The 24,502-nt window shown below is 67.1% G+C and carries 22 protein-coding genes and 11 pseudogenes; 15 read left to right on the top strand and 18 right to left on the bottom strand.

Translation table 11 applies throughout. The annotated features are described in order from the left end of the window. The first annotated feature begins 41 nt into the window (after nt 1-41). Both QQK48_RS00695 and pknB read left to right on the top strand, forming a co-directional pair. A complete protein-coding gene (locus QQK48_RS00695) occupies nt 42-623 on the top strand; it encodes a lytic transglycosylase domain-containing protein (RefSeq protein WP_431308260.1) in 582 nt (193 codons plus the stop codon). A gap of 56 nt (nt 624-679) precedes the next feature. Continuing rightward, nucleotides 680-2,308, top strand: a pseudogene (gene pknB / locus QQK48_RS00700) (Stk1 family PASTA domain-containing Ser/Thr kinase); the annotation flags it as partial. Between the two features lie 433 nt (nt 2,309-2,741). Here pknB and QQK48_RS00705 read toward each other — a convergent pair. The 5 genes and pseudogenes from QQK48_RS00705 to QQK48_RS00720 all read right to left on the bottom strand — a co-directional run bounded on the left by QQK48_RS00705 (nt 2,742) and on the right by QQK48_RS00720 (nt 7,079). Beyond that, nucleotides 2,742-4,091: pseudogene (locus QQK48_RS00705) on the bottom strand (class II 3-deoxy-7-phosphoheptulonate synthase). A 4-nt stretch (nt 4,092-4,095) separates the two neighbouring features. Continuing rightward, nucleotides 4,096-5,298, bottom strand: a pseudogene (locus QQK48_RS00710) (pyrophosphate--fructose-6-phosphate 1-phosphotransferase). Between the two features lie 83 nt (nt 5,299-5,381). Continuing rightward, the gene (locus tag QQK48_RS18605; protein ID WP_348523356.1) at nt 5,382-5,612 is read right to left on the bottom strand and encodes a hypothetical protein; all 231 of its coding nucleotides are present in this window, start codon (nt 5,610-5,612) and stop codon (nt 5,382-5,384) included. 57 nt (nt 5,613-5,669) lie between these two features. Then, nucleotides 5,670-6,061 (bottom strand): annotated as a pseudogene (locus QQK48_RS00715) (lysophospholipid acyltransferase family protein); the annotation flags it as partial. A gap of 26 nt (nt 6,062-6,087) precedes the next feature. Further along, a pseudogene (locus QQK48_RS00720) lies at nt 6,088-7,079 on the bottom strand (ROK family glucokinase). Nucleotides 7,080-7,163: 84 nt separating this feature from the next. Between QQK48_RS00720 and QQK48_RS00725 the strand changes: the two are divergent. Together QQK48_RS00725 and QQK48_RS20895 are read left to right on the top strand one after the other, a co-directional pair. Beyond that, nucleotides 7,164-8,366, top strand: a pseudogene (locus QQK48_RS00725) (AMP-dependent synthetase/ligase); the annotation flags it as partial. Nucleotides 8,367-8,502: 136 nt separating this feature from the next. Next, on the top strand, nt 8,503-8,961 hold the full coding sequence (locus QQK48_RS20895) for a hypothetical protein (protein WP_431308261.1): 459 nt from the start codon (nt 8,503-8,505) through the stop codon (nt 8,959-8,961). A 45-nt stretch (nt 8,962-9,006) separates the two neighbouring features. Here QQK48_RS20895 and QQK48_RS00735 read toward each other — a convergent pair whose 3' ends face one another. Continuing rightward, entirely contained in the window at nt 9,007-9,210 is a 204-nt protein-coding gene (locus QQK48_RS00735; RefSeq protein ID WP_284327144.1) for a hypothetical protein, read from the bottom strand. Between the two features lie 87 nt (nt 9,211-9,297). Between QQK48_RS00735 and QQK48_RS00740 the strand changes: the two genes are divergently transcribed. Together QQK48_RS00740 and QQK48_RS00745 are read left to right on the top strand one after the other, a co-directional pair. Continuing rightward, complete coding sequence (locus QQK48_RS00740; RefSeq protein WP_284327145.1) at nt 9,298-9,849, top strand: exonuclease domain-containing protein; 552 nt, start codon at nt 9,298-9,300, stop codon at nt 9,847-9,849. After that, nucleotides 9,767-10,987 carry a GIY-YIG nuclease family protein gene (locus QQK48_RS00745; protein WP_284327146.1) on the top strand — a complete coding sequence of 407 codons (1,221 nt, stop codon included), beginning with the start codon at nt 9,767-9,769 and terminating at the stop codon, nt 10,985-10,987. The genes QQK48_RS00740 and QQK48_RS00745 overlap by 83 nt, the downstream gene beginning before the upstream one ends. 84 nt (nt 10,988-11,071) lie before the next feature. Here the strand turns inward: QQK48_RS00745 and QQK48_RS18610 are convergent, their stop codons facing one another. The 3 genes from QQK48_RS18610 to QQK48_RS00755 are packed head-to-tail and all read right to left on the bottom strand — an operon-like array spanning nt 11,072 to nt 12,580. Then, the gene (locus tag QQK48_RS18610) at nt 11,072-11,737 is read right to left on the bottom strand and encodes a hypothetical protein (protein ID WP_348523358.1); all 666 of its coding nucleotides are present in this window, start codon (nt 11,735-11,737) and stop codon (nt 11,072-11,074) included. After that, nucleotides 11,715-12,113 (bottom strand): hypothetical protein, encoded by a 399-nt coding sequence (locus tag QQK48_RS18615; RefSeq protein ID WP_348523359.1) that lies wholly within the window; start codon nt 12,111-12,113, stop codon nt 11,715-11,717. The genes QQK48_RS18610 and QQK48_RS18615 overlap by 23 nt, the downstream gene beginning before the upstream one ends. Nucleotides 12,114-12,151: 38 nt before the next feature. Continuing rightward, nucleotides 12,152-12,580 carry a response regulator gene (locus QQK48_RS00755; RefSeq protein WP_284327147.1) on the bottom strand — a complete coding sequence of 143 codons (429 nt, stop codon included), beginning with the start codon at nt 12,578-12,580 and terminating at the stop codon, nt 12,152-12,154. 110 nt (nt 12,581-12,690) lie between these two features. On the opposite strand from QQK48_RS00755, the pseudogene ctaE reads away from it, so the two are divergent. From ctaE to QQK48_RS00790, 7 genes and pseudogenes are all read left to right on the top strand, one after another. Beyond that, a pseudogene (ctaE, locus tag QQK48_RS00760) lies at nt 12,691-13,319 on the top strand (aa3-type cytochrome oxidase subunit III). A gap of 10 nt (nt 13,320-13,329) precedes the next feature. Then, nucleotides 13,330-14,115, top strand: a complete 786-nt coding sequence (qcrC, locus tag QQK48_RS00765; RefSeq protein WP_284327148.1) for a cytochrome bc1 complex diheme cytochrome c subunit — start codon at nt 13,330-13,332, stop codon at nt 14,113-14,115. Continuing rightward, entirely contained in the window at nt 14,112-15,224 is a 1,113-nt protein-coding gene (locus tag QQK48_RS00770; RefSeq protein WP_431308262.1) for a hypothetical protein, read from the top strand. The genes qcrC and QQK48_RS00770 overlap by 4 nt, the downstream gene beginning before the upstream one ends. After that, nucleotides 15,221-16,926 (top strand): annotated as a pseudogene (gene qcrB, locus QQK48_RS00775) (cytochrome bc1 complex cytochrome b subunit). The gene QQK48_RS00770 and the pseudogene qcrB overlap by 4 nt, the downstream one beginning before the upstream one ends. 227 nt (nt 16,927-17,153) lie before the next feature. Beyond that, nucleotides 17,154-17,779: pseudogene (locus QQK48_RS00780) on the top strand (superoxide dismutase). Nucleotides 17,780-17,874: 95 nt separating this feature from the next. Then, nucleotides 17,875-18,390 carry a hypothetical protein gene (locus QQK48_RS00785; RefSeq protein ID WP_284327149.1) on the top strand — a complete coding sequence of 172 codons (516 nt, stop codon included), beginning with the start codon at nt 17,875-17,877 and terminating at the stop codon, nt 18,388-18,390. Beyond that, nucleotides 18,387-18,545, top strand: a complete 159-nt coding sequence (locus QQK48_RS00790) for a potassium channel family protein (RefSeq protein ID WP_284327150.1) — start codon at nt 18,387-18,389, stop codon at nt 18,543-18,545. Before QQK48_RS00785 ends, QQK48_RS00790 begins: the two co-directional genes overlap by 4 nt. A 272-nt stretch (nt 18,546-18,817) precedes the next feature. On the opposite strand, the gene ctaF (QQK48_RS00795) is transcribed toward QQK48_RS00790, so the two are convergent. The 5 genes and pseudogenes from ctaF (QQK48_RS00795) to QQK48_RS20905 form a co-directional block, all read right to left on the bottom strand. Beyond that, nucleotides 18,818-18,997 carry an aa3-type cytochrome oxidase subunit IV gene (gene ctaF, locus QQK48_RS00795; protein WP_284327151.1) on the bottom strand — a complete coding sequence of 60 codons (180 nt, stop codon included), beginning with the start codon at nt 18,995-18,997 and terminating at the stop codon, nt 18,818-18,820. Next, nucleotides 18,994-19,221: an aa3-type cytochrome oxidase subunit IV gene (gene ctaF, locus QQK48_RS00800; protein WP_284327152.1), complete on the bottom strand. Its 228-nt coding sequence runs from the start codon at nt 19,219-19,221 to the stop codon at nt 18,994-18,996. The genes ctaF (QQK48_RS00795) and ctaF (QQK48_RS00800) overlap by 4 nt, the downstream gene beginning before the upstream one ends. Before the next feature lie 3 nt (nt 19,222-19,224). Continuing rightward, nucleotides 19,225-20,950 (bottom strand): annotated as a pseudogene (gene ctaD / locus QQK48_RS00805) (aa3-type cytochrome oxidase subunit I). A 3-nt stretch (nt 20,951-20,953) separates the two neighbouring features. Next, a complete protein-coding gene (locus tag QQK48_RS20900) occupies nt 20,954-21,346 on the bottom strand; it encodes a cytochrome c oxidase subunit II (RefSeq protein ID WP_431308263.1) in 393 nt (130 codons plus the stop codon). After that, nucleotides 21,324-21,518 carry a hypothetical protein gene (locus QQK48_RS20905; protein WP_431308264.1) on the bottom strand — a complete coding sequence of 65 codons (195 nt, stop codon included), beginning with the start codon at nt 21,516-21,518 and terminating at the stop codon, nt 21,324-21,326. The genes QQK48_RS20900 and QQK48_RS20905 overlap by 23 nt, the downstream gene beginning before the upstream one ends. Between QQK48_RS20905 and QQK48_RS20910 the strand changes: the two genes are divergently transcribed. Then, nucleotides 21,511-21,810, top strand: a complete 300-nt coding sequence (locus QQK48_RS20910) for a hypothetical protein (protein WP_431308265.1) — start codon at nt 21,511-21,513, stop codon at nt 21,808-21,810. The genes QQK48_RS20905 and QQK48_RS20910 overlap by 8 nt on opposite strands. 44 nt (nt 21,811-21,854) lie before the next feature. Further along, the gene (locus QQK48_RS00815; RefSeq protein ID WP_284327153.1) at nt 21,855-22,979 is read left to right on the top strand and encodes a cysteine desulfurase family protein; all 1,125 of its coding nucleotides are present in this window, start codon (nt 21,855-21,857) and stop codon (nt 22,977-22,979) included. A 65-nt stretch (nt 22,980-23,044) separates the two neighbouring features. On the opposite strand, the pseudogene erpA reads toward QQK48_RS00815, so the two are convergent. The 4 genes and pseudogenes from erpA to QQK48_RS00835 all read right to left on the bottom strand — a co-directional run bounded on the left by erpA (nt 23,045) and on the right by QQK48_RS00835 (nt 24,470). Next, nucleotides 23,045-23,399: pseudogene (erpA, locus tag QQK48_RS00820) on the bottom strand (iron-sulfur cluster insertion protein ErpA). Nucleotides 23,400-23,492: 93 nt separating this feature from the next. Then, on the bottom strand, nt 23,493-23,723 hold the full coding sequence (locus tag QQK48_RS00825) for a hypothetical protein (protein ID WP_284327154.1): 231 nt from the start codon (nt 23,721-23,723) through the stop codon (nt 23,493-23,495). Continuing rightward, the gene (locus tag QQK48_RS00830; RefSeq protein ID WP_284327155.1) at nt 23,692-24,300 is read right to left on the bottom strand and encodes a hypothetical protein; all 609 of its coding nucleotides are present in this window, start codon (nt 24,298-24,300) and stop codon (nt 23,692-23,694) included. Before QQK48_RS00830 ends, QQK48_RS00825 begins: the two co-directional genes overlap by 32 nt. After that, nucleotides 24,297-24,470, bottom strand: coding sequence for a hypothetical protein (locus tag QQK48_RS00835; protein ID WP_284327156.1), 174 nt, complete (start codon nt 24,468-24,470; stop codon nt 24,297-24,299). Before QQK48_RS00835 ends, QQK48_RS00830 begins: the two co-directional genes overlap by 4 nt. Nucleotides 24,471-24,502 lie beyond the last annotated feature (32 nt).

Raw genomic sequence — 24,502 nt, forward strand, 5'->3', positions numbered from 1 at the left:
TGTCCGGCGACACGCTCAGCGGCATCGCGAGCAAGCACGGCGTGAGCGTCAGCGACCTCGTGAAGGCCAACGGACTGTCGAGCGCGTCCCTCATCCGCATCGGCCAGAAGGCGACCGTCCCCGGCGGCACCGTCACCGGCCTGGTGGGCGACACCTTCGCCGGGCGCACCTATGCCGCCGGCACCGTGGGGGCAGCGAACCAGAACAAGGCGACGCTGAACGCCATGACCGTCCCCTCCCGTGACCAGATGCAGTCGATGGTGGTCGCAGCCGCCAACCGCTACAGAGTGGACCCCGCCCTCGCCCAGGCGATCGCCTTCCAGGAGTCCGGGTTCAACATGCGCGCCGTCTCACCCGCCAACGCCGTAGGCGTCATGCAGGTGATCCCGACCTCGGGCGAATGGGCATCGGACCTGGTAGGCCGTGATCTCAACCTCCTCAACCCGGTCGACAACGTCGAGGCAGGCGTAGCGATCCTCAAGCACCTCACCCGCGGCGGCCGCGCACTCGACACCGCCATTGCCGGCTACTACCAGGGCGAAGCCGGGGTCGCGAAGTACGGCATGTACTCCGACACGAAGCAGTACGTCGCGTCGGTCAAGTCGCTCATGGGCCGCTTCTGACAGGTCCCGCGGCGCACCGTGGCGGCGCCCCCGTCGCAGCCTCGCCCGCGCCTACAATGATCAGCGTGTCAGAGACCCTCACCGACCCCCTGCTCGGCCGCGTTATCGATGGCCGCTACGAGGTGCGTGAGCGTGTCGCCGCAGGCGGCATGGCCACGGTGTACGTCGCCTTCGATCGCAGACTCGAACGCGACGTGGCCCTGAAGGTCATGCACCCCCATCTCGCGGCCGATGCCTCGGAGGCCGACTTCGTGGCGCGTTTCCGCCGTGAGGCCAAGGCCGCGGCTCGACTGACCCACCCGGGCATGGTGCGCGTCTACGACCAGGGGGTCGACGGCTCCGTCTCCTACCTCACGATGGAATACGTGGGCGGCGAGAACCTGCGCCAGCGCATGGCCCATGAGGGCCCACTGAGCGTCGGTGAGGCCCTCGGTATCACCGAACGCGTGCTCGACGCCCTTGCGGCGGCGCACCGAGCCGACCTGGTGCACCGAGACGTCAAGCCCGAGAACGTCCTCATCGACGAGGAGGGCGGCCCCAAGCTCACCGACTTCGGGCTTGCACGCGCCGTCACCGAGGTCACCTCAACGGCCACCGGCACCCTGCTCGGCACCGTGGCATACCTCGCCCCCGAGGTCGTCACCGATGCCTCGGCCGATGCCCGCGCAGACGTGTACTCGACCGGCATCCTGCTGTTCGAGATGATCACCGGACACCAGCCATTCACCGGCGAGACGGCGCTGGCCGTCGCCTCGCGGCACGTCCACGAAGATGTGCCGCCGCCCTCTGCCCTGGTGCCGTGGCTGCCGCCCGAGATCGACGACCTCGTCACGTTGCTCACGGCACGCAACATCGACGACCGTCCCGCTGATGCCGGCGAGGCGCTGGTCGCGGTACGCAACACTCGCGCACAACTCGACGACCCCACGCTCGACCGACGCGCCGCGCGTCCTGCCGGCACCGAGAATCCGACCGGCACGAGCGACGACACCACCGTGCTCGAAGAGGCACCCGCAGGAGCCACCATCGCCCTGCCGATCGGCCTTGACGGCAACGCGACCGCGGTAGCAGTCAGCACCGATCTTCCGGAGGACGACCCCGAGGCAGGCGAGCCGGTGCGCCATCGCCACCGCGCCGGATGGTGGATCGGAGCGATTGTTGGCGCCATCATCGTCGTGGTCTCGCTCGCCGTGTGGTGGTACCAGGCCATCGGCCCCGGTGCCTACACCACCGTGACCGACGTCGCTGGGCTCACCGAGGACCAAGCCACCACCACGCTCCAGGGCCTCGGCTTCACCGTCTCTACCGATGACGCCTTTAGCGACTCAGTCGCTGAGGGCATCGTCATCGAGACGGATCCCAGCAAGAACGCCCGCGCACTCAACGGCGCCGAGATCCTCGTGACCGTTTCCAGCGGCCCGCGCATGACGGATGTTCCCAACGTCGTGGGATCCACCCAGGACGATGCGGAGGACGAGTTGGCGGACCTCGGCTTCACGATCGGTGAGACCGAGCAGAAGTACTCTGACAGCGTTCCGGCCGGCGAGGTTCTCGAGATGACTCCCGCCGCAGGCGAGACCGTCCGCCATGACAGTGTCATCACGCTGACCGTGTCCGAAGGGCCTGAGCCCATCACCACCCCCGACCTCACCGGTATGACGCAGGACGAGGCCGTCGCAACGCTCGCCGAGGCTCGGCATCGAGCCCACGATCACCACGGGCCGCACCGAGGCCGTCGAGACCGGCCAGGTCTACGAGCAGACGCCCACAGCCGGCGCCGATGGCTTCCGCACGCAGGAGATGACCATTACCGTCTCAGAGGGCCTCCCCCTCGTCACCATCGAGGACGTGCGTGGGCTCGGTTTCACCGAGGCCAAGGCCGCACTCGAGGCACAGGGTCTCACCGTTACCGGCGACGACAACCCCTGGAATTTCTCGACCGTGGTCTTCAACATGGACCCCGGCCCCAACACGCAGGTGGAACGCGGCACCGAGGTCTACCTCGAGTACTAGGCCATCGGGCCGATGCCTGGGGCCGCATCGGTCCTCACGCGCCTCAACGCATGATGGCCGGGTTCCCGCGAGGGAACCCGGCCATCATGCTGTGGCGGACGGTGCCTACTTCTGGCTCAGCAACTCCGACACCAGGAACGCCATCTCCAGCGACTGCTGGTGGTTCAGGCGCGGGTCGACCTTGGTCTCGTAGCGCGCCGCAAGGCCCTCGTCGTCGATCTCCTCCGTGCCGCCCATGACCTCGGTCACGTCGTCACCGGTGAGGCTCCACGTGGAGGCCTCCTGGCACGGTGCCCAACGCGCGGTGAACCTCAAAGAAGCCCGTGACCTCGTCGAGGATCGTGTCGAAGCGGCGGGTCTTGTAGCCGGACTCGGACGTGAAGGTGTTGCCGTGCATCGGGTCCGTGAGCCACGTCACGTTGATACCCGCGTCACGCACGGCCTCGACGAGCGCAGGAAGAGCTTCACGCACCTTCGCGGCACCCATGCGGGCCACGAACGTCAGTCGTCCCGGAGTGTTGTCCGGGTTGAGCCTTCTCCGCCAACGCGATCGCGTCCGCGCCAGACGCGGTCGGTCCGAGCTTCACCCCAATGGGGTTGCGGATCTTGGACATGAACTCGACGTGAGCGCCGTCCAGGCTCGCGCGTGCGCTCGCCGATCCACAGGAAGTGTCCGGAGCAGTCGTACGCGTCACCCGAGCGCGAGTCGATGCGCGTGAGTGCACGCTCGTAGTCGAGCAACAGTGCCTCATGCGACGCGAACAGGTCGACGTTGCGAAGGGCGTCAAAGTCGCCTCCCGCAGCACCCATGAACTTCACGGCACGGTCGATCTGCGCGGCCATCTGCTCGTAGCGGGCGTACGCCGGGTTGGCGGCGAAACCCTGATTCCACGAGTGGACGGCCCGCAGGTCCGCGAAACCTCCGTGGGTGAACGCGCGGATCAGGTTCAGCGTCGACGCGGACACGTGATAGGCATCGAGCAGACGCTGCGGGTTGGGGACCCGCGCCTCCTCGGTGAACGCAAAACTGTTGACGATGTCGCCGCGGTACGCGGGCAACGTGATGCCGTCGCGCGTCTCCTCGTCCGAGGAGCGCGGCTTCGCGTACTGACCGGCCATGCGCCCCATCTTCACCACGGGCGTCGAAGCGCCGTAGGTCAGAATGACGGCCATCTGCAGGATGGTCTTGATCTTGTTGCGGATCCGGTCGGCAGTCGCTTCCGAGAAAATCTCGGCGCAGTCGCCACCCATGAGGACGAAGGCCTCTCCCCTGCTCGCGGCGGCCGCCTGCTCACGCAGCACATCGGCCTCACCGGCGAACACCAGCGGGGGCAACTCACTCAGCCGTCCGGTGACCGCCTCAAGGGCGTCCCCGTCGGGCCAGGTGGGCTGCTGCTTCGCCTCAAGGGCGCGGTACGAGTCGACTCCGGCGGCCGCGAGGGCTGCCTCGCTCATGCGGTCACCCCTGGCCGATGTCGGCCAGCAGGCTCGGTGTACCACGAGGTCGTGGTGTCGAACGGCTTGTGGCCGGCAATGCGCGGGAACTCGATGGCCTTGAGGCGGCCGCCGTCCTCCTCGTCGTGACCGATGACGCCGGGCTCGCCGCGAAGGGCGCACTCGACCGCGAGGTCGGTCATCGACTTGATGAGGCGGAGGTCCTCAGCGTTGGCCTTCGCGGCACGCGAGAAGTAGCCCGACTTCTGGACCATGACCTTCTCCGCGCCCAGGCGCTCGGCGAACTGCTTGGCGAACCACTGACCGGGGTTGATCGTGTCGAGCCTTGACGTGGCCGAAGGGGTCCTTCTCGACCTCTCCGCCCGCAGGCTTCAATCTCGGCAATGATCTCGGGCACACCCGCACCCTCCGAAAGGAAGATGTTGACGTTGCCGACCTCGTCCATGACGGCCTTGAGGCGCTCGGCCTCGGCGTCGATGTCGAGCTTCTGCTCCGGCACATAGAGCGCGTGGATGTCCCAGCGCTCCTTGGACAGGCCGATCTCGGGCAGCCACTCCTGCGTGTCGAGCCACTGGCGGTACTTCATGCCTGCGGCAGCGGTCAGCCAGCCACACGCACGGCCCATGACCTCGTGGATGATCAGCATGCGCGGGCCCGAGCGGTGCTCACCGATGACGTTCTGCGCGAACTCCGAGGCCTGCTCGGCAGCCGACCAGGCGCCCAGCGACTGACGGATGGGCACCACGTCATTGTCGATCGTCTTGGGCAGGCCCACGACGGTGAGTTCGTAGTCGTTCTCGTGCAGGTACGCGGCGAGGTCAGCGGCGGTGGTGTTGGTGTCGTCGCCACCGATGGTGTGGAGCACGTCGACGCCATCGGCCTTCAGCCTGCTCAGCGGCCACCTTCAGCGGGTCCTGGCCCTCGCTCACGAGGCCGCGCTTGAAGCAGTCCTCGTAGTTGGTGAGCTTCACGCGCGAGTTGCCGATGGGCGAACCACCGAAGTTGTGCAGCAGGCCCGCCTTCTCACGAACGGTGTCCGTGATCTCCACATACTTGCCCTGCAGAAGGCCCCAGTAGCCGTGCTGATAGGCGATGATCTCCACTTCGGGGAGATCTCGGTGTAACGCTCGATCAGACCTCCGACGGCGGAGGACAGGCAGGGGGCGAAACCACCCGCGGTGAGCAGGGCGACACGGCGGACCGACATGGCAGACCTTTCGTGGGATGTGGTGGGTTGCGTTGACATTCTAGGGGGCCGAGGAGTCGGCTTCTGGCCGCGCGGCCTTGGCCTCACGCTCGAGCCTGGTGCTTGTACTGCGCCGCGTCCCGGTCGACATACTCTTGACCGGACAGCGCGGCGATGGCCTGCATGACGGTGTCCGTCGGCTCGCGCAGTGCCTCGCGGTCGTCCTGGCGCCCGGCGTAGGCCGCGATCTGGAGAGGTTCGCCGATGCGTACGCCGATGGGATGGCGGCTCGGCACACGTTGGCCAATGGGCTGCGCGATGTGGGTATCGATCATGGCGACAGGGATGATGGGCACAGCCGCCTCAATGGCCATGCGCGCCACACCGGTCTTGCCGCGGTACAGGCGTCCGTCGGGGCTGCGCGTTCCTTCGGGGTAGATCCCCAGCAACTCTCCGGCCTGGAGCGTCTCAAGACCCGTCCGTAGCGCAGCCTCGGACGCGCGGCCTCCCCACGGTGCACGGGGATGACGCCCGAACCCTCCATGAACGCCTTCGTCGCCCAGCCCTTGACACCCTTGCCGGTGAAGTATTCGGCCTTGCCGAGGAACAAGACCTTTCGCTTCAGGACCAGCGGGAGGAAGATCGAGTCCGAGAAGGACAGGTGGTTCGAGGCGAGGATGGCCCCGCCCGTCGCCGGCACGTTCTCCGTGCCCTCCGACCAGGGGCGGTAGTACGTCTTCACCGGCGGACCGATGAGGACGTGCTTAAAGAGCCCGTAGTACACGGCGGGTGGCCTCCTGTCGGGTGTGGCTAGGCGCGGGCGTCGCCCGCTCCGATCCGGTTTCCGTCCAGGTCGAGGCGCGCGAGTTCCGCCGCGCCCACGATACCCGCGTCGTTGCCCATCGACGCCGCAACAATCGGGGCAATGGTGCGGTGGCCCGCCGCGGGGAGGTGCTCCCGGTAGGCGGTACGGGCGGGTTCAAGGATCATGTCTCCCGCTGCGACAACGCCGCCGCCGATCACATACATCTCGGGGTCGAGCGCGGCCGAAAGCGACGCGGCACCCTCACCGATCCAGCGACCGAGTTCCGTCAGGAGCTCGATGCCGAGGTCGTCGCCGTCCTCCGCGATCTTGGTGACATCGGGCCCGGTGATGTTCTCGAGATCGCCGCCCACAAGGCGAAGGAGTCCGGCTGCGCGGACGGGACGCTCATGCGCGGCGCGCTTGGCCTCGCGTACCAGCGCCGAACCGGAGGCGTACTGCTCCCAGCAGCCCTTCAGTCCGCAGCCACACGGGTGACCGCCGGGGACCACGCGCAGGTGGCCGAGCTCCGCGGCAAAGCCCTCGGAGCCTCGCACCAGGCTTGCCGTCCGAAATGATGGCCGCACCAAGGCCGGTACCGATGGTCAGCATGATCACGCTCGACGCCTCGCGCGCTGGACCGAAGGCGAACTCGGCCCATCCCGCCGCGTTGGCGTCGTTCTCCACCACCACCGTCAGGTCATCGCGTCCGATGGCGTCGCGGACGCGCTGTGCCAAGGGGTACTCACGCCACGCGATGTTGGGAGCGAACAGCACGCGCTCACGGTCCGAGGACACGAACCCCGCGGCCGCCAGGCCGATGGCCGAAAACTCGTGATCCGCGGCAAGGCTCAGCCACCGCATCGGCGATGGCGACATCGATGCTCGCGGCATCCTCGGGCTGCGTCTTGCGCCGCGTCTTCGCAACGATTCGACCATCTTCATCGACCACGCCGACGGCAATCTTGGTACCGCCGATGTCAACGCCGATCGCGTGCATAAGCCAGGGCTCCCTCTTTTGGGTGGTGGGACTCCCTAGAGGGTATCGTGAGCGCCACCTGCTTCAACGACGGAGACACGACCCATGCCCTCACAGGACGCGACGTACGCGCCCCACATCGTCTCCCTGGTCCGCGAGACCTGGGAGAACCGCGCCTCGACGACGATCGCGCGCAACCCGCTAGCCGACAACAGTTGGAGCGATGTCACCGGCGCACAGGCACGCGCGCAGGTTGACGCCACGGCAAAGGGGCTCATCGCGCACGGCGTGCAGCCGGGCGACAGGGTCGCGATCCTCGCGCGCACGCGGTGGGAGTGGACGGTGTGCGACCTCGCCATCATGACGGCGGGCGCCATTCCTGTGCCGATCTACGACACCTCGTCGGTGGACCAGATTCAGTGGATCTGCGAGGACGCTCAAGTCACGGTGGTGATCGCGGAACGCACGTCTCACGCCGAGAGGGCGCGCGAGGTCATGGCTCAGGGCACGACGCCTGTCCGCGAGGTCCTCGTGATCGACGAGGGCGCGATGGACGCGCTCGCCAAGGACGGCACCACGGTGTCCGATGCCGAACTTGAGGCAGCGCTCGCCACGGTGGGCCACGGCACCCTCGCCACCATCATGTACACGTCTGGAACCACGGGACGCCCCAAGGGCGTGGAACTCACTCAGTTCTCGTACACGCGCCACATCGCGGGGATGAGCGACGAGATGAGCGACATCATCCAGGAGGAGGGCGCCTCGACGGTGCTGTTCCTCACGCTCGCGCACTCGCTCGCACGGCTGGTGCAGTACATCCTGCTCGCCGGCGGCGTCGTCATCGGGTACTGCCCGGACTCGTCGCGGCTCGTGCCACTGATCGGCACCATGCACCCCACGTTGCTCCTCGCCGTGCCCCGCGTGTTCGAGAAGGTCTACAACGGCGCCGAGCAGAAGGCCGCCGCGGACGGCAAGGTCAAGGTTTTCCGGTGGGCCGCGCAGCAGTCGATCGCCTATTCCAAGGCACTCGACACGGACCGGGGCCCCGGCCTCGCTCTGCGACTGCGCCACAAGGTCGCAGATGCGCTGGTGCTCAAGAAGATTCGGGCGCTGCTGGGTGGCCGCGCGCACTGGGCGGTGTCGGGATCCGCTCCGCTGGGCGACCGCCTTGGCCACTTCTACCGGGGCCTCGGCCTCGTGGTGCTCGAGGGCTACGGCCTGACAGAGACCAACGCCGCCTCGCACGTCAATCGCACCGATCTCGCGAAGATTGGCACCGTCGGTCCGCCCCTGCCCGGCATCGAGGTCCGTATCGCCGACGACGGCGAGGTCCTGATGCGTGGCGACCAGTTGTTCTCGGGTTATCACCGCAACGCCTCGGCGTACGCGGAGTCCGTGGTTGATGGCTGGTTCCACACCGGTGACATCGGAGCCGAGGACGAAGATGGCTACCTCACCATCACCGGGCGTAAGAAGGAGCCTCATCGTCACCGCTGGCGGCAAGAATGTGGCTCCTGCGGAATTGGAGGACCGGATCCGCGGCTATGCGCTGGTCAGCCAGTGTGTGGTGGTGGGCGATGCTCAGCCGTTCATCGCCGCGCTCATCACGCTCGATGCGGAAGCCCTTCCCGGATGGCTCAAGGGCAAGGGTTGGGAACCCATGACGGTCGCCGAGGCCGCGCAGGATCCTCGCATCCTCGAGCGAGTGCAGAAGGCCGTCGACCGCGCCAACCGTGCCGTCTCCCGCGCGGAATCCGTGCGCACGTTCCGCATCATCGATGGTGACCTGACCATCGAGAACGGCTATCTGACGCCCTCGCTGAAGGTTAAGCGCGCGCGGGTACTCGAGGACTTCGCGCCCGTGATCGACGCGATCTACTCCGGCAAGCACCAGGCAGGTTAGTCTCCGCGCGCAGTCGCGGGGCATGTCGCCGGGTGCGTCGCCGGCTTAGCCTGCCCTGCGGCGCCTCGGCGCATCGCTCAGGCGTAGCGGCGGGACCAGCCCTCCGGCAACCATCACGTCCACCGCACGGCGCTGAGCCTCGTCCATGACCACCGGCTGCGCTGCTCGCACCGGAATGGTCAAGAACGACACAAAGCAGTCTCCGCAGGCCTTGCCCTTCACCTCACAGGTGTCGCAATCAATGTTCATGCCTGCGACGCTACAACGGCCCTCTGACATCGCGGCGATTCCCGTGGTTCGACCGTGATGTCAGAGCGCCGTCGTACCGTGGGGGTCATGAGTACGCAGGTCCAGGACAGCCTCGACGCCATCGGTGAGCCGTTGTCGGCCACCACGTTTGTCGTGGTTGACCTGGAGACGACCGGAGGCTCCCCCGCGACGTGCGGCATTACGGAGATCGGCGCGGTCAAGACTCGTGGTGGCGAGGTCATCGGCGAGTTCCAGACGCTGGTCGATCCCGGCGCACCGATTCCACCGATGATTGTCGCGCTGACAGGCATCACCGATGCGATGGTGATGGCGGCGCCGCGGATCGAGCAGGTCCTGCCGTCCTTCGTCGAGTTCCTCGGTGACGCCGTACTGGTGGCTCACAATGCTCGCTTCGATGTCGGGTTCCTCAAGGCCGCCTTCCGCGCGCATGGCTACCGCTGGCCGGGCCCGGAGGTGGTCGACACCCTGACGCTCGCACGAAGGGTCGTCACCAAGGAGGAGGCTCCCAACCGCAAGGCTCGGCACCCTGGCACGGGTGTTCGGCACCCGTGTCACTCCCAACCACCGCGCGCTCGAGGATGCACGTGCCACCGGCGAGATCCTCCACGGGATGCTTGAGCGGCTCGCGGCCTTCGGCATCACCCACCGTGCCGATCTCGAGACGTTGCGAGATCCCGTTTCCGACAAGGTCAGGCGCAAGGCCACTATGGCGGACGCGGTTCCCGCGAAGCCGGGTGTCTATACCTTCAGGGGTCCGCGGGGCGAGCGTCTCTACGTGGGCACGTCGAAGAACCTCCGCTCGCGCGTGAAGTCGTACTTCACGAAGGCGGAAACACGGCGCCCCATTCGCGAGATGATCGACCTCGCGGTGAGTGTCGACACCGTCGTCTGCCCCACCGAACTCGAGGCGAACGTCCTCGAGGTGCGCATGATCAACGAGTTCCGCCCTCGGTACAACCGCCGCTCCGCACGCCCGGAGCGCACGCCGTGGGTGCGTCTCACCGACGAGGCGTTTCCGCGCCTCGTCGTGAGCCGCTCCGCCGCTGCCGATGGCGCGGACCTTGGCCCCCTGCGCTCTGCGGCCGACGCCCGGCGCGCCGTCGAGGCACTGCAACACGCACTGGGAGTGCGGACCTGCACCACGCGACTGACGAAGACGCCCCGACAGGGTGCGCGAGCCTGTATCCAGTTTGACCTTGGCCGATGCGCGGCGCCATGTGTCCTGGGTGCCGAAAGCGGCTATGCGGCGGCGATCGACGCCACTCGCGACGCACTGCGGACAGACATCTCACCCGTCGTCGACGCCCTCGCAGGCGAGGTGGCCGCCCACGCGCTCGCCGAGGAGTTTGAGCGCGCGGCTGATACCCGTGACGCCATCAGCGCCGTGGTGGATGCTGCCGAGCGAGCCGGGCGGCTGGCATCACTGCGCGCTTGCAAGATTGTCGCCGTGCGCCGAGTCGACGACGCGTGGGAGCCTGTCTCGAGCGCGCGCGGCATGCTGGTGGGCTCCGCGCGGGTGCGGTCCGGCGTCTGGGACGCCGCCGCCCCGTTGCGACGGGCGTGGGACACCCTGGAGATCGGCGGTGCGCTCGTCGAGGAACAGGAGATGATCCTGCGGTGGCTTGAACGGCCGGGCGTGCGGCTCCTCCATGTCGACGGCGAGTGGTCCTCTCCCCTGACGTCGGCGGGACGTCACCATCGGTGGGTCGATGCGCGACGGCGCGATCACGAACAGGTGGCGCAGTCAGCGCGATAGCGCGTCAGCGCACAGGCAACCGAGGACCTTTCCTCGCTGCCATGCTCGCGTTGTTCGACGCCGCCGCCCCGTCGACCTGCGCGACTACGCCTGGGTTGCCGCAGCCCATCGCTGCAGCACCGACGCAGCGGCGCCCGAATCGATCGCGCGCTCCGCGTGCCCGATTCCCGCCGTCATGCGCTCCACCAGGGTGCCCGAGGACGTCCCCGGCAAGGTCGCATCGGCCACGATGCCCGCGGCCGCGTTGAGGAGCACCGTCTCGCGCACGGGACCCGACGAGCCGTCCAGCACGGCACGCGCGATGACCGCGTTCTCGGACGCGGTACCGCCCCGGATGTCGTCGATCGAGATCGCGCTCAGGCCCAGGTCCGCCACTGGATCGAGGCGCAACTCGGTCACGCCTCCGCCGCGCACCTCCCACACGGTTGCCGGGCAGGTGCCGGCCAACTCGTCCAGCCCGTTGTCGCTGTAGAACACGAGTGCCTCGCGTCCCTGCTCTGCGATGACGCCCGCTAGCACCGGCGAGACCCTGAGGCTCGACGAACCGATGGCGGTCGCCGAAGGCTGGGCGGGGTTGGTGAGCGGCCCCAGAATGTTAAAGGTGGTCGGCACGCCCAGTTCCTTGCGGATCGGCATCGCGAACCGCATGGCGGGGTGGAATACCTGCGCAAAGCAGAAGGTGATGCCCACCTCATCGACGAGTTCCTTCACTCGCTCGACGGGGAGGTCAAGACGGACTCCGAGGCTCACCAAGAACATCGGCGCTTCCGGATTTTGACGTCGCCGCCCTGTTGCCATGCTTGACGACGGTCAGCCCCGCGCCCGCCATGACCAGCGACGACATGGTGGAGATGTTGACGGTCGCGAACCCGTCACCGCCCGTGCCCACAATGTCGACGGTCCGGCCGGGTACCTCGAAGCGCAACGCGTGACGCAGCATCGCTGCGGCAAGTCCCGCGACCTCCGTTGGCGTCTCGCGCTTCACCCTCAAGGCCGCGAGGAACGCCCCCATGGCCACCGGAGACGCAGCATCGGTGAGGATGTCGTCCATCACCGCAGCGGTCTCCTCCGCGCTGAGGTCCTCGTGTTCCACGAGTCGGGAAAGGAGTTCCTGCAGTGCGGCCACGGTGCCTCCGGTCTCGGGTCAGCGGCGAAATCAGCGGATCAGGATGCCTGAGCGGCGGGCGCGAAGAACTCGTCGACGGCGTCGCGCACCACGAACGGGTCAAGCGGGTGCGACACGGCGGCCTCTGCCTCGGACCACGTCGCGAGCCATGCATCGGCGGGACGACCCACAAGGAGCAACACCGGCGGCGCCGCGTAGATCTCGTGCTTGATCTGCCGGCAAATACCCATGCCGCCCACCTTCGCGGCCTCGCCGTCAAGGATGAGCAGATCGAACGGCTGTGACTCCACCGCCTCGATGACGGCGGCGTGCGTCGCGGTCTCGAGCCACTCGACGGGACGTCCATGCGTGGTGGAGCCGACGGCGAAGCGCACCTTCTCGCGCACGTTTCGGTCGTCGCTATAGATCAGGATGCGCGCCTTCAGGGGCGTCGCGGCAGATTCATCGTGCTTGGCCACGTCACTCATGGTGGCCATTCTGGCACGTTCCGGCGGGGTCGTTCGTTACCCTCGCGAGAGCCGCGACAGGCTGCCCTACCTGGCGCCCGCGGGTGCTTTCTTGCGCTTTAATGGGACCTATGTCCCAAGCGACGACTATGCCGTCACCCATTCATGCCACGCGCCCCAATCAGGTAGCCGTTGGCACCATCGTCTGGCTCAGGCTCTGGTGATGTTCTTCGCGGGTTTGTTCGCGATGTACTTCACGCTCCGTGCACAGGTGCCCGAGGTCTGGGCCGAGAAGACGGAGCTCCTGAACGTCCCGTTCGCCCTGGCGAACACCACCATTCTGGTGCTGTCCTCCTTCACCGCCCAGGCGGGTGTGTGGGCGGCAGAGCGCTACCAGCGCCGCCGCACCGGTTCCTTCTGGAACGTGAAGTCGTGGGGCATGCACGAGTGGTTCGTCCTGACGTTCATCATGGGCTCGATCTTCGTCGCCGGCCAGGTCTACGAGTACGCGATGCTCGTGTCCGAGGGCCTCACGATTTCCTCGAGCCCTTACGGATCGGTGTTCTACCTCACGACCGGCTTCCACGGCCTGCACGTGATCGGTGGACTGATCGCGATGCTGTTCGTCCTGGCACGCTCGTTCGCCGCCAAGAAGTTCGGCACGCACGAGGCAACCACCACCATCGTCGTGTCCTACTACTGGCACTTCGTTGACGTCGTGTGGATCGCCCTGTTCGCCGTGATCTACCTGGTTCAGTAAGGGAATCCCGATGCACGCAATCGCCCGCAGGCGCCACCACAAGGCAGCACCGCTGCTCCTGGTGCTGACCCTGCTCGCCCTCATCACCGGTGTGGCCGCCGTCGCCGCACCCTCCGCCGCCACGGCATCCGAGACTGCCTCCGCCGAGGACGTCGCCGCCGGTGAGGCACTCTTCACCGCCAACTGCGCCTCGTGCCACGGCCTCGACGCCGAGGGCCAGGACGGCGTGGCGCCGTCGCTAGTCGGCGTCGGAGCCGCCGCGGTCGACTTCCAGGTAGGCACCGGCCGCATGCCGATGCAGGCCTCGGGCCCGCAGGCCATCGCCAAGAAGGCGCAGTTCAGCCAGGACGAGATCGACCAGGCGGCCGCCTGGGTGGCTTCGCTTGGCGCCGGCCCTGCGGTCCCCACGCCCGAGCAGGTTGACCCCGAACTCGGCGACGCCGCCAACGGTATGGAGATCTTCCGCACCAACTGCGCGATGTGCCACGGCTCCATCGGTGGCGGCGGTGCGCTGACGCAGGGCAAGTACGCCCCGTCTCTGCTCGAGACGACCCCCACCCACATCTACGAGGCGATGCTGACCGGCCCGCAGTCCATGCCGGTGTTCAACGACGCCAACATCACCCCCGAACACAAGCGCGACGTCATTGCCTACATCGCGGCTCAGCAGGACGGCTCCCCCGGCGGCCTGTCGCTGGGCGCCATCGGCCCCGTCTCCGAGGGCTTCTGGGCCTGGTTGGTCCTCCTCGGCCTCATCATCGGCGCTACCGTCTGGGTTGGAGCACGTTCCTCATGAGCACGCCTGAACACCACGAAGAGCCCGTGACCAAGAACGGTTTCACGGACCCCGGACTCGCGGACCACCGTCCGCGCCGCGCCGACGTCGAGCCCAAGGCCGACCGTCGCGCCGAGCGCCAGGTCGCCGCACTGTTCGGCTTGTCGGTCATCGGCACCGTCATCGCCCTGTGGGCGTACTTCGGCCTCGACGCAGGCGACGGGAGCGACGTCAACGCGATTCACCGGGTGAACCTGTGGATCGGCATCGGCATCTTCCTCACCATGGTGGGCATCGGCTTCGGTGCCATCCACTGGGCCAAGACCCTCATGCGCGACCACGAGATGGTCGAGGAGCGTCACGCCCTGCGCACGTCCGACGAGAACCGTGAGGCCGCGATCCAGAACCTCAAGGACGGCGTCGCTGACTCCGGCCTTGGCACCCCGAGCGAGTCCGGCACCGGCGTGAAGCGCCGCAGCCTGCTCAAGGGATCTCTCATCACCGCGATGGCGATCGCTCCCCTGTCGCTCCTGGTTCCCCAGATCGGCAACATGGGTGCGGACTGGAACATCTCCAAGTTCCGTCACACCATGTGGGGTCCCGGCGTGCGCCTCACCCGCGACCCCGACGGCAAGCCGATCAAGGCCGCTGACGTCACCATCGGCTCGGTCTTCCACGTGATTCCCGACGGCCTGAACAAGCCTGGATCACCACCACAAGATGGCGGAGAAGGCCAAGGCTGTGGTGCTGCTGCTTCGCCTCAACCCCGAGGACCTCAAGATCCAGAAGGGCCGCGAGGACTGGTCGTTCGACGGCGTCATCGCCTACTCGAAGATCTGCACCCACGTCGGTTGCCCTGTGGCGCTGTACGAGCAGCAGACGCACCACCTGCTGTGCCCCTGCCACCAGTCGACCTTCGACGTCTCGGACGGCGCCAAGGTGGTCTTCGGTCCCGCAAAGCGCCCCCTGCCCCAGCCTGCCGATCGCCGTGGATGACGACGGCTACATCGTCGCCAAGAACGACTTTGACGAGCCCGTGGGCCCGTCGTATTGGACGCGTCTCACGGGTGACTCCACCACCGAGGCCACGTCCGTCGAGGAGGAGAGCCACTGATGGGCGCCAAGGCTGAACAACGCCGCCTCCGGCACCGCGAACTTCGTTGACGACCGCACCTCCATCGGAGGCTTCGTCAAGTTCTTCGCGCGCAAGGCTCTTCCCCGACCACTGGTCGTTCATGCTGGGCGAGATCGCCCTGTACTCGTTCGTTGTCCTGCTCATCTCGGGCGTCTTCCTGACGGCCTTCTTTGTGCCCTCGATGACCGAGGTGCACTACGAGGGCCCGTTCGAGACCATGCAGGGCGTCTCGATGACCGAGGCGTTCGCCTCGACCCTGCGCATCTCCTTCGAGGTTCCCGGCGGCCTGCTGATCCGTCAGATCCACCACTGGTCGGCGCTGCTGTTCCTCGCCGCGATCATGACGCACATGTGTCGCGTGTTCTTCACCGGCGCGTTCCGCAAGCCCCGCGAGCTCAACTGGCTCGTTGGCTTCACCCTGATGGTGCTGGGCCTCGCGGCAGGCTTCACGGGCTACTCGCTCCCCGATGACGTGCTCTCCGGCAACGGCCTGCGCATCATCGACGGTGTCGTCAAGTCCATCCCGATTATCGGCTCGTACACCTCGTACTGGCTGTTCGGCGGCGAGTATCCCGGCGGCGACATCATCCCTCGCCTATTCACGGCCCACATCCTGCTGGTGCCGGGTCTCATCCTGGCCCTGATCGCAGTACACCTCTTCCTGGTGTTCCTGCATAAGCACACGCAGTACCCGGGCGGCGGCAAGACCGACCGCAACGTGGTGGGCCTGCCCCTGTTCCCCGTGTACACGGCCAAGGCCGGCGGATTCTTCTTCGTCGTGTTCGGCATCATCGCCCTGGTGGCGGCGGTGTTCACCATCAACCCGGTGTGGAACTACGGGCCCTACGACCCGTCCCCCGTCTCAGCAGGTACGCAGCCCGACTGGTACATCCTCTTCGTCGACGGTGCGCTCCGCCTCATGCCCGGTTGGCTGTTCGGTGTCCCGCTCGAGTGGGAGATCTTCGGCTACACCCTGTCGATGAACATCCTGCTTCCTGCAGTCATCCTGCCCGGCTTGTTCTTCGGCTTCATCGCGATGTACCCGTGGATCGAGAAGTGGGCGACCGGTGACCGTGGCGAGAAGCACGTGCTCGATCGTCCCCGCAACGTGCCGGTGCGCACGGGCATCGGCGTGGCCACCATCACGTTCTACGTCATCCTGGTCCTCGAGGGCTCCAACGACATCGTGGCCACCCTGTTCCACCTGTCGCTCAACGACCTCACTATCTTCTTCCAGTGGGCGATCTTCATCCTGCCTCCGATCATGTTCTGGGTCACTAAGCGGATCTGCATGGGCCTCCAGCGCAAGGATCGCGAGCCTGGTGCTCCACGGTCACGAGACGGGCACCATCGTCCGTCACGAAGACGGCGAGTACATTGAGGTTCACCAGCCGCTCGACGAGCAGGAGGTCTGGCTGCGTGTCTCGCACGACGACATCGCCCCGCTCGAGCTCGAGCCGGAGTACAACGAGAACGGCGTCCGCCGTCCGGGGTACCGCTGGGATCGCTTCAAGCAGGCCCTTTCCCGCTTCTACTACGAGGAGCGCATCTCCCCTGTCACCAAGGCGGAGTACGACGAGGCCCAGCACCACCACGGTCACGGCAACGCCGACGCGGATATCCACGCGGCCGACGCCAAGGACGCTGACAAGCGTCTGACCGAGGAATGGGACAGGGTCGAAGACGAGGCCAAGTAGCCTCTGCGCGATCGCGTCACATGAGGGCGGCATCCCCTTTGGGGGGTGCCGCCCTCGTCGTTTCTTGGGACGTCTCGCTCCACGTGCCACGCCGAGGAATCGCAGGGCCTTCGCCGACGTTGACACACCCGGGCATCGGTGCCCGTCGCCGCGACGACGGCGATAGGCTCGACCCGTACCCCGGAAATACCTGCGCGGCCACCGCCGCGCCCTGAGCAGGAGGAAGCATGGCTGACTACACGCTGCCGGATCTGAGCCTACGACTACGGAGCTCTTGACCCGCACATCGCCGGCGAGATCATGGAGCCTTCACCACAGCAAGCACCACGCCGCCTACGTGGCGGGCGCGAACACCGCGCTCGAGAAGATGGCCGCTGCACGCGAGTCGGGCGACTTCGGCGCCATCGCGGGCCTTGAGAAGGCCCTCGCCTTCAACCTTGGTGGACACACCAACCACTCGATCTTCTGGACCAACCTCTCCCCCGAGGGCGGCGACAAGCCCACTGGAGAGCCTGTCCGCGGCCATCGACGAGCACTTCGGATCGTTCGACGGCTTCCAGGCCCATTTCACCAACAACGCCATGACCATCATGGGCTCCGGCTGGTCCATCCTCGCGTGGGACACCATCGGTCAGAAGGCTCATCATCGTTCAGGCTGTACGACCAGCAGGGCAACGTCCCTGTCGGCCTCATCCCGCTGCTCATGCTCGACATGTGGGAGCACGCGTTCTACCTGCAGTACAAGAACGTGAAGGCCGACTACGTCAAGGCCTGGTGGAACGTCGTGGACTGGGCAAATGTCCAGCAGCGCTTCATCACCGCTACCGCGACCAAGGGACTCATCGTCCAGTAGGTTGCGCGAACGCACCACGCCAAGGGCGGGCTCTCCACCAGAGGGCCCGCCCTTGGTGCGTCCTGGACTCGTCTAGCGCGCTAGATTTCCTCGATATGAGCTCTTCCCCGGCCGCGCCGTCCCGGCGCCACCTCACCGCATTGCTCGTGGTGCTCGTTGTCGTCCAGTTCGGCGCGCCCATCACACTCCATGGCCACGGCTGGGCGCTCGTGTATCTCGCGGTCTACATCGGCCTCATCGCGGTCGCCGTGACCCGGTTCGCGGCGAATCACGTCCAGCATCGGGTCCTGATCGGTGCCTCCGTCGCCATGGCGGGCGCGGGCGTCTGGTTCGCTTTTCACCAGGAGTCCACCGCCGCTCAGGGCGCGCTCATGGCGGGCATCGGCCTACTCCAGGCGGCGCTCCTCGTGACGATGTCGGGAGCACTCCTGAGGCCACCTCCGGACCTCAGGACCATCGACATGCTCCTCATCGCGCTCGGAGCGTATCTCCTCATCGGCGGCGTCTTCGGGGCCGTGATGGGCCTCCAGGAGATCGCCGTTCCTGGTTCCTGGCAGGCCAGCACCGGTGAGGCACTCACGTGGCAAGACATGGTCTACACGAGTATGTGACGCTCGCGACTCTCGGCTACGGCGACATCACCCCCGTGGGCGACTGGGCGCGCTCCCTCGCGGCAATGGAGGCCGTCGTCGGCCCCCTCTTTGTCGCCGTCGTGATTGCGCGCCTCGTGGGCGTCGCGGGACTGGCGCAGCGCGACCAGCGCTAGTCGCGCCCACCGCCCGCCACGAAGCCACCGCGTCGGCCTTCCCCCGCCGCTCCCCTCGCTGTGCCGCTCGTGGCCGCATCTGCGGCTCGGGGGCCACGTCGGTGCCGCTCATGGCCGCATTTGCAGCACGAAGGGCGCGCGCGAGGGCCGGCGTGGTGAGCCGTCAGGGTGGGGCGTGGACACGGTGAGGAGTGTCACCAGCCGGCCGATGCACGACAAAGGCCCGCTCCCCCGGTCAGGGGCAACGGGCCTTCGTCGTGAAAACTACAAGCCTAGTGTGCGTGGCGTCCCGTGGAGAACTCCATGACCCAGCCGCACAGGCCGACGACGCCGACCACGGTCGCGGGGACCAGGATCCACCAGCCCACGGCCAACGCAGTGAAGGCAAGAGCGGCGCCGAGCGCCAGCGGCAGCGGCCACCAGGCTCCACGGCGCGTAGACGCCCTGCTCACCGGAGAGCCTGAGCGATCTCGCCGTCATGGTCGTCCTCGGCGCGCATGCCGTGACGCTTGGCCAGCATGGTGAAGTACACGCCCACCATGATGAACATGCCGAACGTCAGCATGATGCAGGTGAGACCCACCCACTCGTCCCAGCCGGTCAGGATGCCGTACGCAGTGCCTGCCAGCAGGAAGAAGAACGACGGCAGCGTGAAGATGTTCGCTTCAAGACGCATGGGTCATGCCTCCTTCGAGACGGGCGCCGCGTCCACCAGTGCGTGGTGGGACGACGCGTGATCGCGGGCCGCGGCCTCCGGGTGGTGGAGGTCGAACGCGGGGCGCTCGGAGCGGATACGCGGGATGGACACGAAGTTGTGACGCGGCGGCGGGCAAGAGGTCGCCCACTCGAGCGAGTTGCCGTAACCCCACGGGTCGTCGACCGTGACCTTCGGCGCACGCTTCGCGGTGATGTACACGTTCCAGAAGAACGGCAGCGTCGACAGGGCGAGGATCACGGAACCGACGGTCGAGACCTGGTTCATGAAGGTGAACCCGTCCTCGGGCATGTAGTCGACGTAGCGACGGGCCATGCCGGAGGCGCCGAGCCAGTGCTGGATCAGGAAGGTGGTGTGGAAGCCGATGAACAGCAGCCAGAAGTGGACCTTGCCCCAACGCTCGTTGAGCATCTTGCCGGTGAACTTGGGCCACCAGAAGTAGAAGCCAGCGAACATCGCGAACACGACCGTACCGAACACGACGTAGTGGAAGTGCGCGACCACGAAGTACGAGTCGGAGATCGGGAAGTCCAGCGGCGGAGCCGAGAGGATGATGCCGGTCAGGCCACCGAACAAGAAGGTGATGAGGAAGCCGATCGTCCACAGCATCGGGGTCTCAAAGGTGAGCTTCCTCGCCACATCGTGCCGATCCAGTTGAAGAACTTCACGCCTGTCGGCACCGCGATCAGCATCGTCATGAACGAGAAGAACGGCAGCAGCACCGCGCCGGTCACGTACATGTGGTGCGCCCACACCGTCACGGACAGCGCAGCAATCGCGATCGTCGCGTACACCAGGCCGTGATAGCCAAACAGCGGCTTGCGCGAGAAGACCGGGAGGATCTCGGTAATGATGCCGAAGAACGGCAGAGCGATGATGTACACCTCGGGGTGTCCGAAGAACCAGAACAGGTGCTGCCACAGGATGGCGCCGCCGTTATCGGGGTTGAACACCTGGGAGTGGAGCACACGGTCAGAGCCCAGCGCGAACAGGGCCGAGGCCAGCGGCGGGAAGGCCAGCAGCACCAGCATCGAGGTCACGAGGATGTTCCACGTGAAGATCGGCATGCGGAACATCGTCATGCCAGGTGCACGCATCGTCACGATGGTGGTGATGAAGTTCACCGCACCAAGAATGGTGCCGAAGCCACCGAGCGCGAGGCCGAAGACCCACAGGTTGCCGCCCACGCCGGGCGAGTACACGGCGTTCGACAGCGGCGAATAGGCGAACCAGCCGAACGAGGCGGCGCCCTGCGGCGTGAAGAAGCCCGCGACCGCGATGATGCCGCCGAAGAGGTACAGCCAGTAGGCGAACATGTTCAGACGCGGGAATGCGACGTCGGGCGCGCCGATCTGCAGCGGCGTGATGACGTTCGCGAAGCCGGCGAACAGCGGCGTTGCGAACAGCAGCAGCATGATCGTGCCGTGCATGGTGAACAGGCTGGTTGTACTGCTCCGCGGACTGCACCACCTGCATGCCGGGCGCGAACAGGCTCGGCACGGATGAGCAGCGCGAGCACGCCGCCGATGATGAAGAACATGAACGACGTGATCAGGTACATGTACCCGATGGTCTTGTGGTCGGTGGAGGTGATCCACTTGACAACGATCGAGCCCGAGCGGGCGGGGGCGGCGGTCAGCGCGGGGGTCGAGCCCAGGCTGCCGTCGTTCTCATACGCTGCGGTCGCCATTACTCAGTCTCCCCGTGCTCGGTGGTGAACTCCACCACCTGGTCGCGGCTGTACTCGAGGCCGAGTTCGCCTTCGTAGCCCTTGTCTCGCAGTTCCTGCATGTGCGCGTCGTACTCGTCGCGCTCGACGACCTTCACGTTGAAGAGCATCGAGGCGTGGTACTCGCCGCACAGGCTCGGCGCACTTGCCCTGGTAGGTGCCCGTCTGCGTGGGCGTCACCTGCCATTCGTTGGTGCGACCGGGAACCGTGTCCTCCTTGTAGAGGAACGCGGGGATCCAGAAAGAGTGGATGACATCACGCGAGTCGAGGTAGAAGTGAACCGTCTCGTTCACCGGGAGGTACAGGGTCGGGAGGGTCTCCTCGACGCCCTCCTCACCCGTGAGTTGAGCCTGCACGCCCGGGTCGAAGACATCGTCCGTGAGGTAGTTGAAGTCCCAGGCTCCACTGCTTGCCCACGACCTGAATCTCGACGTCAGGCTCGGCAGAGACGTCGGTCAGGAACGCGATGTCCTCGGCCGTGTACTTGAACAGCACGCCGATCGCGATGATCGGAACGATCGTGTACATCAGGCTCGAGCGGCAGGTTCACGCGCGTCTGCACGGGCAGCTTGTTGTCGCCCTTGCGCTTGCGGTAAACAGCGACGCACCACAGGATCAAACCCCAGGTAATGACGCCGACGACGAGCGCGGCAATCCAGGATCCGTTCCAGAGCGTGATGATGCGGCCGGTCTGATTGGTGATCTCCGGAGTCGAGGGAAGCGCGCCGTTCTCGATGCCCTGGGAACAACCCGAGAGCAAGAGGACCGCGGCCGCCGCGCCGGCACCCATGACGGCTTTTCTGGGCATGCGGGGACGTAGTTCGTGGGACACACGGGCAGTCTAGCGCGCGATACCGTGAGGGCATGCCAGCGCAGCGCCTGTTCCTCGACGCCGGGGGCAGGCTCCCCATTTCCCCTCGTACCGCCGATGCGCTGAGGGCTGGCTTGGCCGATGGCTGGGCCGACCCGCGCCGTCTGACAACGGAGTCGCGGCGTGCCAGGGCGCTTGTCGATGGCGCGCGTGGCGCCATCGCCGAAGTCCTTGGTGTCCACCATGACAACGTCCACCTCACGTCCTCCGTTCCCCTCGGGTTCGAACGGGTCATCGGCGGCATCTATGCCGCACGGCGGGGACGCACGCGCATCGGCGTGTCGGCCATCGAACGGGACCTCGTTCTTGAGGCCGCATCCTTTGTCTCGTCGGGCGCCGTGGACACCTTCGAGGTGGACGCGGAAGGTCACGTTGACCTGGACGCGGTGCGCGCTGGCGCAAGCCACCCCGACACGGCGCTCGTGGCCGTGCAACACGCCAACCACGAGATCGGCACGCTGCAGCGGCTCGACGAGGTCGCGGAGATCACCACCACTGCCGCCGTTCCCCTCGTGGTCGACGCGACCGCATCCATCGGGCACGTTTCCGCGCCCGAGCACTGGGACGCCCTCATCGCCGACCCCGCCGACTGGGGCGCTCCGGCAGGCATCGGCGTCGTCGCACTTCGCCCGCGCACACGGTGGCTGCCCCACTGGCCCGAATCGTCTGACCCCTGGGCTCCGGGCGCGCTATCCGTGCCGCTCGCGTTGGCCGCAGCCGTGGCGCTCCAGGAACGCATGGAGAACCTGGAGGCGGAGGCCCGCCGCCAACACGATCTCGTCGACCGCCTGCGGGCCGGGATGGCACGCACCGTGGGCGTCCACCTGGTCGGTGATGCGGTGGAGCGCCTGCCCCACCTCGTCACCGCGGCCTTTCTGTACCTCGACGGTGAGCCCCTCGTCAGCCGACTCGATCGGGAAGGCATCGCGGTCGGCTCGGGCTCCGCGTGCGGCAAAGCAGCCTTCGAGCCGAGTCACGTCCTCGCGGCCATGGGCGCCCTCACCCACGGCAACCTGCGCATCGGCCTGCACCCCGGCGTGACCGACCAAGACGTCGACAGGTTCCTCGCGGTACTCCCCCGTGTCGTCGAGCACGTCCGCGACTCCATGAGCGCCTGAAACAGCAGAACGGGCGGCGGGGCCATTGGCCCGCACCGCCCGTCCGCGCAGTATCGGTCGTCGACTCAGGTGAAGGAGTCTCCACACGCGCAAGAGCCTGCAGCGTTCGGGTTGTCAATCGTGAAGCCCTGCTTCTCGATGGTGTCCGCGAAGTCAATCGTGGCACCGTCGAGGTAAGGCACGGACATCTTGTCCACGACTACCTCAACGCCCTCGTACTCCTTGACCGCGTCTCCGTCGAGCACTCGCTCGTCGAAGTACAGGCTGGTAGATGAGGCCGGAGCAGCCACCCGGCTGCACCGCAAGGCGCAGACGGAGGTCGTCACGACCCTCCTGCTCGAGCAGGCTCTTCACCTTGCCAGCGGCGGCGTCGGTGATGACCACTCCGTGAGCCGGAACCTCAACAGCGGTGTCAGTCATATGCCGCCTCCTCTCTCTTGTCGGTGCGCCCTAGCCTACGCCGATTCGTTGAAAGCGCCACCATCCGTGCGTGCGCGGCGACTCCGGGTCCGGCTAGCGCGCCGGTGTCCAGGTCTGGGCGACTCGCGCCAGCCTGATCCACCAGCCCCCCTCGCCCGGCTCGCCCTCGTGAGCGCCCACCACCCCCGCTGCCATCAGGTCACGTCGCCCCACGTGCACCTCGGGCGCGACCACCACGCAGGGCACGGCACGGCGCGCGGCCAGCAAGCTCGCAGCGGGCACGATGCCGTGGTCAAGGGTGCGCGGCGTCAGAATGCCGCTCACGGCCACCACGACGTCGGGCTCCACGTCGCCGGCGTGGGCTAGATCCGCCAGGCGGGCCGATGCCGGGGTGAGGTGCGCTCCCACCGCGGCAAGGCAGTACGCCAGTCCTCCCGCAGGCTCCGGTGCCGGGGGCATCGGACAGGCGGGCCGGCCCCAGCAGTGACGAACGCGCGCCCGGGTCGGTGGCCCGCGCCACCGTGCTCCACCGTTCCTCCTGGGCCTGCGCGGCCACCGCGAGGGCGGCGTCGCCCTCACGCCCGTCGCGCAGGGCGTTCGACATGCCGTGAAAGCCCACGAGGGGCCGGTCGGCACGCACCAGTACCTGGAGGTCAAGCCCCCGAAGCGCCGCGCGCATCGCGTCGACGTCGCCGCCCCAGAGCGCGGCGGCGTCCCCTGCGGGTTCGTCGTCGCCCACCGGCACCACCACGGGTCCCGTCTGCGAGGACTTGGCGAGGGCACGCAACGCTGCGCCGAGCGCGTCGGGGTTCCAGCGGGTCTGACCCCCGGCGGGCGCCAACAGTGTGACGCCCTCGACCGCGACGGTCTCGACAAGGGCCAGCCCCGCCGCGTCCGTCACGACCCCCGCTCTCCCGCCCACGCATCGGCCGTCCGTGCGCCACCGCCACCCAACGCGCGAGCCGTCACCTCGACCGCGGGATTCACCCCGGCCCACGCCTTGGCTGCGAGCTCGGCCCCGCGGGAGGCGGGGACGCCGGGCCAGTCTTCGGTCAGGACGAGGATCCGCATGGCCTCTAGTGTGCCCTGGCGACCGTGCGACA

This window comes from Demequina litorisediminis, assembly GCF_030161615.1.
Lineage (GTDB): Bacteria > Actinomycetota > Actinomycetes > Actinomycetales > Demequinaceae > Demequina > Demequina litorisediminis.

Coding starts and splice junctions, on each gene's coding strand:
- QQK48_RS18605 (WP_348523356.1), bottom strand. CDS start 5,612: ATGATCGATACCCACATCGCGCAGCCCATTGGCCAACGTGTGCCGAGC.
- QQK48_RS20895 (WP_431308261.1), top strand. CDS start 8,503: ATGGCTACCTCACCATCACCGGGCGTAAGAAGGAGCCTCATCGTCACC.
- QQK48_RS00735 (WP_284327144.1), bottom strand. CDS start 9,210: ATGAACATTGATTGCGACACCTGTGAGGTGAAGGGCAAGGCCTGCGGA.
- QQK48_RS00740 (WP_284327145.1), top strand. CDS start 9,298: ATGAGTACGCAGGTCCAGGACAGCCTCGACGCCATCGGTGAGCCGTTG.
- QQK48_RS00755 (WP_284327147.1), bottom strand. CDS start 12,580: ATGAGTGACGTGGCCAAGCACGATGAATCTGCCGCGACGCCCCTGAAG.
- qcrC (WP_284327148.1), top strand. CDS start 13,330: ATGCACGCAATCGCCCGCAGGCGCCACCACAAGGCAGCACCGCTGCTC.
- QQK48_RS00770 (WP_431308262.1), top strand. CDS start 14,112: ATGAGCACGCCTGAACACCACGAAGAGCCCGTGACCAAGAACGGTTTC.
- QQK48_RS00785 (WP_284327149.1), top strand. CDS start 17,875: ATGAGCTCTTCCCCGGCCGCGCCGTCCCGGCGCCACCTCACCGCATTG.
- ctaF (WP_284327152.1), bottom strand. CDS start 19,221: ATGCGTCTTGAAGCGAACATCTTCACGCTGCCGTCGTTCTTCTTCCTG.
- QQK48_RS20905 (WP_431308264.1), bottom strand. CDS start 21,518: ATGTACACGATCGTTCCGATCATCGCGATCGGCGTGCTGTTCAAGTAC.
- QQK48_RS00815 (WP_284327153.1), top strand. CDS start 21,855: ATGCCAGCGCAGCGCCTGTTCCTCGACGCCGGGGGCAGGCTCCCCATT.
- QQK48_RS00835 (WP_284327156.1), bottom strand. CDS start 24,470: ATGCGGATCCTCGTCCTGACCGAAGACTGGCCCGGCGTCCCCGCCTCC.